Source organism: Cryobacterium sp. Y62, from assembly GCF_002929785.1.
Classification (GTDB): Bacteria; Actinomycetota; Actinomycetes; order Actinomycetales; family Microbacteriaceae; genus Cryobacterium.
The window spans coordinates 1-8,511 of record NZ_PJJK01000050.1 but is presented as its reverse complement, the minus strand read 5'-3'; the positions used below and the strand labels follow the sequence as shown (position 1 = coordinate 8,511).

The 8,511-nt window shown below is 62.2% G+C and carries 9 protein-coding genes and 2 pseudogenes; 4 read left to right on the top strand and 7 right to left on the bottom strand.

Annotated elements, in window-relative coordinates; translation table 11 throughout:
- Window positions 1-606: IS30 family transposase (locus CXY71_RS00885; RefSeq protein WP_233204314.1), on the top strand; the 606-nt coding region annotated here is incomplete at its 5' end.
- A 94-nt stretch (window positions 607-700) separates the two neighbouring features.
- Here the strand turns inward: CXY71_RS00885 and CXY71_RS00880 are convergent.
- The 3 genes and pseudogenes from CXY71_RS00880 to CXY71_RS00870 form a co-directional block, all read right to left on the bottom strand.
- Entirely contained in the window at window positions 701-1,204 is a 504-nt protein-coding gene (locus tag CXY71_RS00880; protein WP_092453161.1) for a GNAT family N-acetyltransferase, read from the bottom strand.
- A gap of 81 nt (window positions 1,205-1,285) precedes the next feature.
- Window positions 1,286-1,495, bottom strand: a pseudogene (locus CXY71_RS00875) (IS3 family transposase); the annotation flags it as partial.
- A 47-nt stretch (window positions 1,496-1,542) separates the two neighbouring features.
- Window positions 1,543-1,942: pseudogene (locus tag CXY71_RS00870) on the bottom strand (IS30 family transposase); the annotation flags it as partial.
- Between the two features lie 78 nt (window positions 1,943-2,020).
- Between CXY71_RS00870 and CXY71_RS00865 the strand changes: the two are divergent.
- Together CXY71_RS00865 and CXY71_RS00860 are read left to right on the top strand one after the other, a co-directional pair.
- Window positions 2,021-2,497 carry a class I SAM-dependent methyltransferase gene (locus CXY71_RS00865; protein ID WP_233204313.1) on the top strand — a complete coding sequence of 159 codons (477 nt, stop codon included), beginning with the start codon at window positions 2,021-2,023 and terminating at the stop codon, window positions 2,495-2,497.
- A gap of 194 nt (window positions 2,498-2,691) precedes the next feature.
- Window positions 2,692-3,078, top strand: coding sequence for a sulfate permease (locus CXY71_RS00860; RefSeq protein WP_104133844.1), 387 nt, complete (start codon window positions 2,692-2,694; stop codon window positions 3,076-3,078).
- Between the two features lie 134 nt (window positions 3,079-3,212).
- Here the strand turns inward: CXY71_RS00860 and CXY71_RS21360 are convergent, their stop codons facing one another.
- Window positions 3,213-3,785, bottom strand: coding sequence for a hypothetical protein (locus CXY71_RS21360; RefSeq protein ID WP_199184131.1), 573 nt, complete (start codon window positions 3,783-3,785; stop codon window positions 3,213-3,215).
- A gap of 798 nt (window positions 3,786-4,583) precedes the next feature.
- Here CXY71_RS21360 and CXY71_RS00850 point away from each other — a divergent pair.
- Window positions 4,584-6,536, top strand: a complete 1,953-nt coding sequence (locus tag CXY71_RS00850) for an ABC transporter ATP-binding protein (RefSeq protein WP_104133843.1) — start codon at window positions 4,584-4,586, stop codon at window positions 6,534-6,536.
- A 105-nt stretch (window positions 6,537-6,641) separates the two neighbouring features.
- On the opposite strand, the gene CXY71_RS00845 is transcribed toward CXY71_RS00850, so the two are convergent.
- From CXY71_RS00845 to CXY71_RS00835, 3 genes are all read right to left on the bottom strand, one after another.
- Window positions 6,642-7,109: an SRPBCC family protein gene (locus tag CXY71_RS00845; RefSeq protein WP_104133842.1), complete on the bottom strand. Its 468-nt coding sequence runs from the start codon at window positions 7,107-7,109 to the stop codon at window positions 6,642-6,644.
- A gap of 100 nt (window positions 7,110-7,209) precedes the next feature.
- The gene (locus CXY71_RS00840; protein WP_233195353.1) at window positions 7,210-7,677 is read right to left on the bottom strand and encodes a hypothetical protein; all 468 of its coding nucleotides are present in this window, start codon (window positions 7,675-7,677) and stop codon (window positions 7,210-7,212) included.
- 267 nt (window positions 7,678-7,944) lie between these two features.
- Complete coding sequence (locus CXY71_RS00835; protein ID WP_104133840.1) at window positions 7,945-8,205, bottom strand: hypothetical protein; 261 nt, start codon at window positions 8,203-8,205, stop codon at window positions 7,945-7,947.
- Window positions 8,206-8,511 lie beyond the last annotated feature (306 nt).

The following is an 8,511-nucleotide window of genomic DNA, read 5'->3' as shown; positions in this document are numbered from 1 at the left end:
CGAACCTCTGTTGGGTGTTTCTTGGGCATATCCGAATCCTTTCACCAGAAAGAAAGCGGCAGGAAATCAGGGACGGTTCAAGGGGACCTGATCCTCGGACTGGGCGAGGCCTTGATCGGGACCCTCGTCGAACGCACCACACGGTTCACGATACTGCTGCACCTGCCTCCGATGGACGAGCACAAGATGGTCGGCGCGCAGATCAAGAACGGCCCAGCGACAGCTGGCCACGACGCCGAGGCCGTGCGTGACGCGATCGCCCAGGCCATCGCAACCCTGCCCGCGACCCTTCGCAAGTCACTGACCTGGGACCAGGGCGCCGAGATGGCACAACACGCTCAACTGCGCATCCAGATCGGGTTGCCGATCTACTTCGCCGATCCGCACTCGCCTTGGCAGCGGCCTAGCAACGAGAACACCAACGGGCTACTGCGCCAGTATTTCCCGAAAGGCACTGACTTCACCCGCTACTCCCGCGTCGACCTCGAAGGCGTCGCCAAGACCCTGAACGAACGCCCCCGCAAAACCCTCGGGTTCAAGACGCCAGCCGAAGCCATGAACGAGCTACTGTTGACCGCAAGCACCGGTGTTGCGACGACCAATTGAATCCGCCGATCATGTTCCGTCGACAACGAGCACACTTGCTTCGATCGTCATTTATGGGCACAATCTCAAGCCGGTACGGCGAGGCCGCAGTGAGCTATGAAACGAGTGCCGTGAGCAGTGCGGCGGCGCCCGTGTCGCCCGTGTTGGTCTGCTCGCCGACCGTGGTGAAACCGAGACGTGAGTGGAAGGCCAGCAACTGCGGATTGGGCGGAAAGGTATTCACTTCGCACACCACTTCGGTGGCGTGGGCCTCGCGAGCAGCCTGAAAGACGGAGGCGTAGAGCAATTCGCCGAGGCCCTGGCTTCGTGCGTTTGGCGCCACGACGATGCGGTCTACATAGAGGAAGTCGCTCGATCGGGCTTCAAACCAACGGTAGCTTTCACTTGCATATTCGGCGGACGGGGCAAAGCCGATCACGAAACCAGCCACGGTGTGCACATCCTCCACCGTCGTGACCACGACTGAGTGAGTAGCAGTAGCTACGAGGGTGGCAAGCAAATCAGCGTCAAGGGCGTAGACGGCGGGAACTGCCTCATTGTTGAGCGTGAGCACCTGGGGGAGATCGAGAGGGTTGAGGGAGCGAAGCGCATACGTCATGGTGTCGACGATATCCCGAAGAGCTGAACGTGGCCTTACTGCGCCCGTCAAGTTTTTGAGACAGTCTGTTGTGTTTTTCTTCTATGCCGCAGCCAGTTGGCGGCGGTCTTGGTACGCGGCTAGAGCTGCGGCCGGTTGTAATCCTCCGTTGTGGGAGTGGGGCCGCCGCCGGTTGTACCAGGATTCGATGTATTCCATCACCGCGGTGCGTGCGGCGAGGTGGTTGTCGAAGTGCTGCTGGTAATACATCTCCGTTTTCATATGGGAGAAAAACGACTCTGCCACGGCATTGATTGAGCTGCCGCGGGTATTTCGGACAGCGGAATTAGTGGATTCTTCTACGCTGCCAATGCTTGGGTTTCATCTGTCGTTGCAAGACCGCGCTGATTAAGTACTGATTAGTAGATCACGGAATCGCTCTGCCGGGGTGTCCCAGCCGAGCGTTTTGCGGGGTCGGCCGTTCAGTTCCTGCGCGACCCGTTCCAGATCCTCGAGGCCATAAACCGACAGGTCGCTTCCCTTCGGGAAATACTGGCGCAGGAGCCCGTTGGTGTTCTCGTTCGAGCCCCGCTGCCAGGAGCTGGCCGGGTCGCAGAAATACACCGGCATGTCTGTCGCGGTGGTGAATGACTTGTGGGTCGACATCTCTGATCCCTGGTCCCAAGTCAGCGACCCGCGAAGGTGTGCCGGCAGCGTGCCGATCGTGGCCACCAAACCGTCACGGACGGCGTCGGCTGTGTGGGCGCCCGGTTCGTGGACATGCTCGCTCGTCGTGGCTCGACGATCCTCGACATTGGCTGTGGGCACGGATCGGCCGTGAACGGACTGCGTGCTCGGGGCCACGCCGCCTTTGGGATCGACCCCACGCCCGAAGTGTTGGGCGTGGCACTCGACTACTTCGACTCAGACTGGTTCCGAGAACTCGGCGTGGAGGGACTGGCGCCGGAACGACTTGCTGGGCTGGGAATTCCAGACACCTACGACGTGATTCTGATAACGGGAAACGTTCCGGCGTTTTTCTCAGGCGAGGCACTGCGTCAGGCTTTCGCCCAGGTGAGCGCACTACTGAAACCCGGCGGTATTTTCGTTATGGGAACGTCGAGCCATAGTCGTGGCGGTCCGCAGGACCAAGATGAAGCTGTTGGCAGGACTGCCCTGGGGCTCATGCATCGATTCTCGGATTGGCACCTTGGCCAGTATTCACGCGATTCCGCCTGGTCCGTGAGCGTGTACGCTGCACTCGGCGAATCGAGCTGGCCAGAGACCCCCGACGGGATCTTCATCTTGACGTAGGCGTGGCATCTCCCTTTTAGCCGGTCACGACACGCGGGGGAGCCTCCGCTCTGAAATGTGCGCGGCACTTTCGCCTGCCGGCATCAGGTTCTACAGTGTTGGTAGGCAACCTTTATTACTCGCTGTCGCTCGGTGCGACGGTATGACTTTCAGTCCTTCAGGTTCTTGTTGCCGAACATCTGAAAGGGCGCGTCATGTTCGACATTATTCTTGCCACCACCGCCCGCTGCTACTTCTTCTTGCGCCGGTTCATGCCGATGGCGATCGTGATCGACGCGATCAATACCCGGCGCGGGCTGAAGTGGGGCGTGCCGGCGATGCTGCTCGCCGTTCCCTATGCGATTGCTGCGGTCTATTTCCGAGCTCAGGTAGGTGACGGTGGGCCAGGTTGGCTGAACCTACTCGTGATCTTGTGTCTCTGGAATACCTTGAAGCTTCTTCATATCGGGCCGATCAGCCTGCTGAAGTTGATGATGGTGCGCATTCGTGAAGCGCGAGCTCGGCGTCGAATGACTCGGGTGTTGCTTGGCGACGGTGTCGAGAGCTTCGGCGAGCCGGTACACATGACTACTCAAAGATGAATGCTTGTTCAGGACCGACCTGCGGACCGCTGAGTCGCGGCCGGATCGGAGTCCAGACTTGCGACTGGACGAGCCTTCGCATGCGGACCTCGCGGGTGATCTCTAGATCCTGGGGAAGCTAGAAGAGGCGAGCCTTAGTCGGACCGATCTCTCGCCATCCGGCCGCACATCCACTCTTCATGCTCATCGAGGTCGAACTGGGCAAGGGTGAGGCTTTCATCGATCCACTCCTCGGACTTGATTGCAGTTTTTTCCTGGTCGACGTCGAGGTCCGGCTGGCTCACAGTAGTAACACCCAACCAGACGGGCAATGCCTGTGTATCGAGAATGATGCTGAGCTGCTTCAGCTGGATTGAAAGCGCCTCCTTCGTATCGTCCGGCAACGTCGCCCAAGCAATAGTGTGCCCGCCCCTAGCGACTACATCGCGGGCAGACACGATTGGCTCAACATGTCGAAACTGGATGGTGCGGCCAAGGAGCTCAGCGCGCTGGATGATGGACTGCTGGGCTTCATTCCACAGCTCAGCGCGTGGCAAGGCGGCCCGTAAGTCCTCTAGCGCCTGCTGTGCAGCATCAAGCTTCTCCGCCTCCGCCTCGGCCTCTTTTCGAAGTTGGTGTCCTTTCCAGACGAGTACGCCGCCCACGGCAAGGAGTGCGGGCAAAGCAACAATGCCAGACAGGACCGCGGTGCCGCCGGCGATGCCCATGCCGCCAGCTGCGAGGGATCCGCCACCGAGCCAGGCAAGTGTGGCGCTTGAAGCAGCAGCACCGGACAGAGAGGCAATCGCAGTCCCAGTTATGCCGTCGCCGCTGCCGAGACTGCGGCAAAGGCTCCAGCTGCTGTTCCTGCCCCTACGCCGACTCCGGCGATCATACCTGCAGCGCTCTCTGTGACCGTTCTAAGAAGAGTGACCTGAGTCTGCTCCCGCAGCCTCCGAATTTCGAACTCTTGCGATCCCGAAGAGGTCGCGTCCAGTGATCCAACGTCATGCACATCATGCAGCGGCGGCCAGTCGACCTTTGCCGCCGTCTCGAGGAAAGGCAGGATGAACCCGGTACGTGCTCGTTCAAGAGTCTCAGCGGAATTCTCGAGAAGAAAGGTAAACCGCTCAGTGAGAAGATTTGATGCCGCGACGATTTGGAGGTTTTGGCCCTCTTTATGTCGTTACCGAATGTCTCCGAAAACCCGCGGATTCCCTTGTGTTTACAGGGAACCGGGCGGTTCGCTGCCTCCAATTGTACGTCATCGTTTTGGGTCATTTAGTGATGAATGTGATGGGTAAATGATGACCTTGTGAACCGCTTTTGGCGGGCGTATGTCATTGCCGACGCTGACCGGCGCACCGCGCGTCACCTCGGCAGCCGCGTTGCAAACACCGCCCATGCGCTCGTTGCCGGGCGAGCCGTTTCATGAAAGAAGCCCCGGTTCGCCGCCGCTGAGGAGAACCCCGAGCTCGGGCAACTCGCAATCTAAACTTGGCCGAGTACGAGCGAAAGGAACCACCATGAGCATGGAAGGCGCGGCCTGGAGCTCGCTGCACAAGATCTCGAGCGCTAGGGACAGCAAACGCGGCTTCTCCCGTGAGTCCGTGCGGCGGATCATGAGGTTCGCGGTGCCCTACCGGTCTAAGCTGCTGATCTTCATCACCCTCTCCACCGTGGGAGCTTTCTTCGCGGTCGCGACGCCGGTACTCGCCGGCCAGGTGGTCGACGTCATCGTCGCCAAGGGCGCGGTCACCACGATTGTGTGGCTCGCCGTCGTCATCGCGCTCGTGGCCGTGGCCGACGCCGCCGTGTCACTCGTGACGCGCTGGTACTCGGCGCGGATCGGTGAAGGCGTGATCCTCGACCTCCGCACCGCCGTCTTCAACCACGTGCAGAAGATGCCGATCGCGTTCTTCACCCGCACACGAACGGGCGCCCTCGTGAGCCGCCTCAACAACGATGTGATCGGCGCTCAGCAGGCCTTCAGCGGCACGCTGTCCGGTGTGGTCACGAACGTCGTGGCGCTGATCCTCACCCTGATCGTCATGCTCAGCACGTCTTGGCTCGTGACCGTTCTCGCCGTGATCATGCTCCCCATCTTCCTGGTACCCGCCCGCCGCATGGGGAGCCGCCTCGCAGCGCTGCGCCGCGAGGCCGCCGACCACAATTCCGCCATGAGCACGCAGATGACCGAGCGCTTCTCAGCGCCCGGCGCCACCCTCGTCAAGCTGTTCGGCCGGCCCGACGAGGAGGCCGAGGAGTTCCGCGTCCGCGCCGCCCGTGTCCGCGACATCGGGGTGCGCACCGCAATGCTGCAGTTCGTCTTCTACACCGCACTGATGCTCGTCTCCGCTCTCGCCCTCGCGCTCGTGTACGGGCTCGGCGGCGCCCTCGCACTAGCCGGCCAGCTGAACACCGGCGACGTGGTCACCCTGGCGCTCCTCCTCACCCGCCTCTACGCGCCGCTCACCGGCCTCGCAAACGCACGGGTGGAGATCATGAGCGCGGTGGTCAGCTTCGAGCGCGTCTTCGAGGTGCTCGACCTTGACCCGCTCATCAAGGAGAAGCCCGACGCCGTCGCCGTGCCCGAAGGCCCGGTGTCCGTCGAGTTCGACAACGTGCGCTTCGCCTACCCGTCCGCAGACAAGGTATCTCTCGCGTCTCTCGAGGAGGTTTCCACATTGGACACCCGCGGCGGCGAGGAGGTGCTGCACGGCGTGTCCTTCAGGATCGAGCCGGGTCAGACCGTTGCCCTCGTTGGTTCGTCCGGTGCCGGCAAATCCACGATCGCGCAGCTCCTCTCGCGCCTGTACGACGTCGACAGCGGCGCCGTGCGCCTCGCGGGGACGGATGTCCGCGATGTCACGTTCGCCTCCATGCGGCACACCCTGGGCATGGTGACGCAAGACGGCCACCTGTTCCACGAGACCATCCTCTCCAATCTGCGCCTCGCGAGGCCGGAAGCGTCCGACGATGAGGTGTGGGACGCCGTCCGCCGTGCGCGGCTCGAGCCTCTCATTCGGTCCCTGCCCGACCAGCTGAACACCATGGTGGGCGAGCGTGGCTACCGATTGTCCGGGGGTGAGCGCCAGCGGATGACCATCGCGAGGCTCCTGCTCGCCCAGCCGCGCGTCGTCATCCTCGACGAGGCGACGGCGGCGCTGGACTCGACGTCTGAGGCCGCCGTGCAGGCGGCGCTCAGCGAGGCGCTCAAGGGACGGACAGCGATGGTGATCGCACACCGCCTCTCCACCATCCGCAGCGCGGACCTGATCCTCGTGGTTGAGGACGGCTCGATCGTGGAGCGAGGTACGCACGAGGAACTGCTGGCTGTAGGTGGACGATACGAGGAATTGCACCGGACCCAGTTCGCCGTGCAGAAGAATGTTGCGGCGGATGCGGATGCGGATGCGGATGCGGATGCGGATGCGGAAGCGCTAAGCGGCTCCGGCACACTGCGCGCATCGAGCTGACCCCCTGCAATGCGCGGGGCACTTGCCGGGTGGGAGCCGTGACTGTCACCGCCCGGGCGCTGGTAATCACGGCCGCGTAACCGACTCCGGCCCGGTGGCCTCACGTCAAGCGCGGGCGGAGCGCGACGTGAGTTGGCGAAGGGTGGCTTCGATGCCGGCGGCGTTCTGCCGAGGAAAGCCGAGCAGCTCGTAGACCTTTCCCTGAACGGCTGGGACGGTGCTGTAGTCAAACGTCTCAGTAACGCGCGTAGACGTGGGCGTGAGCGGCGTGAGTTCCCAGCGCCACCGGTGTCCCGCGGGGTGACGCCACTCTACAAGCCGACCGTCTTCGATGCGCGTCACCGTGCTGGTGATGCGATACGGGACGCCGAACTGCTTCATCGCTACCGAGAATTTCGCGCCCTGGGTGAGCCGCCGCGGCCCCGACACCGTACCGCCGACGGTGCCCGAGCCGTCCAGCTCACCGTGACGGTGCGGATCAGCCACCAACGCGAAGACGTCTTCGGCCGAAGCCGGCACCTCAACAGTGCGCGCGACTTGGCGAGGCCCTTGCTCAACCTGTTCGACCGTCATACTGCTCAGCCTAGGTGGGGGCTGTCTCTTAGACAATGTTTCCGCCCTGACGCGCTGCACGTGGGCCTTTCGGGAGCGGCGTCGATGCAACGAATTGCCGCTACGCGGGGTCGACAAGGGCGCCATCATCCTCGTCGCCCCATGACTCAACAAGCGTGATTCGCCCGCGCGAATCGCGAATCGAAAGCACGAGCGCAATGATCGCGGTCGCGATTCCGATAACGCCCAGGGGGTTCGCGATACCGATAGCGATATCCAACGCAGGCTGTGTGGGTCCGCTGATGATTGTCTGCAAACCGCGAGGTGTTGAATCTGGAAGCGTGAGTCCCAACAAGAGTCCGATAACGCCTGATGCAAGGAAAAACGCGTATGTTATCGCGCGAGTTTCGAACCCTCGACGTGCCGTGCGTCGTACCGCGAGCCCCGTGATCACCAGCAAGGCGGCAAAAATCACACCCAGCGTCGCCGCGTAGATGATGGTGAGGTCGCCACCGATCCCGAAGAGGTGGCGGCCGAAAGAGATCCACGCGGCCACCGCGATACCAGCAACCACGAGCACGCCACCCATGTGCCCTGAGCGCGAGGCACCAGGCGTCGCGCGAACTCGAATTACGCTGTACGTCATCACGCGCTCTCAATCACTGTGCTCACTACAACCGTAGCCATGGAAGTGCTTGCGCGTGCGCACATCCACAGATGGACAAGCCCGCGAACCGCGAAATAAATGCGACGCTATCCGACAACACACCCCTGCATGCTTTCTTTAGACGGAATCTAGCAAGATGCCGCAAGCCTGAGTTTCATCCTTTCCGTGCTCCGGTACCGCATCTCAGCGTCAACGGCGCGGCCGGCTTGCGCGCTCAGCAGTATTCTGAATGGCGCGGTTCAAGTCGACGATCAAACGCAGGGCGGGCGCCCACTTGTTGTCCAGCAGCAATGTGTCCGAACGGACCAACCCATTCAGAGCGACGAGGACATTCGCAACCGCCCGGGGTGATCCACAAACCTGTCGGACGCACTCGGTGATGTCGTGCCCTTCATCGACGGTCCGAATCAGCTCAACCGTCTTCACATCAGTACGGTCGACAATTCGCACGTGAAATGCCTCGGGTTTACGAGCCCGTCTGTCGTCGTACGCTGCTTTGCGGCAGCCGGGTCCACAAAAGACGCGCGGTCGTCCGGTGCCTGCGTCCGGCGGCAGCGCCGCGCCACACCGGACGCACTGGGTCGGGGTCATCCGTCGGATGGTGACTTTCTGCAGCTCGCTCATACTCAGGAGGAGCGCCGGGCTGCACCGTTTCGTCACCGACGAAACAGCCGGTACCGGTGGACGCGCGTTATTCAGGGCAGGTTTTATAGCTGGCGTTGGGCGATGTAGCCGGACCAGTCGCGGGCGGCCAGG

What these genes read in the sequence shown, in the direction of transcription:
- CXY71_RS00880 (WP_092453161.1), bottom strand. Translation starts at nt 1,204, where the DNA reads ATGACGTATGCGCTTCGCTCCCTCAACCCTCTCGATCTCCCCCAGGTG.
- CXY71_RS00860 (WP_104133844.1), top strand. Translation starts at nt 2,692, where the DNA reads ATGTTCGACATTATTCTTGCCACCACCGCCCGCTGCTACTTCTTCTTG.
- CXY71_RS21360 (WP_199184131.1), bottom strand. Translation starts at nt 3,785, where the DNA reads ATGGGCATCGCCGGCGGCACCGCGGTCCTGTCTGGCATTGTTGCTTTG.
- CXY71_RS00850 (WP_104133843.1), top strand. Translation starts at nt 4,584, where the DNA reads ATGAGCATGGAAGGCGCGGCCTGGAGCTCGCTGCACAAGATCTCGAGC.
- CXY71_RS00845 (WP_104133842.1), bottom strand. Translation starts at nt 7,109, where the DNA reads ATGACGGTCGAACAGGTTGAGCAAGGGCCTCGCCAAGTCGCGCGCACT.
- CXY71_RS00840 (WP_233195353.1), bottom strand. Translation starts at nt 7,677, where the DNA reads ATGGGTGGCGTGCTCGTGGTTGCTGGTATCGCGGTGGCCGCGTGGATC.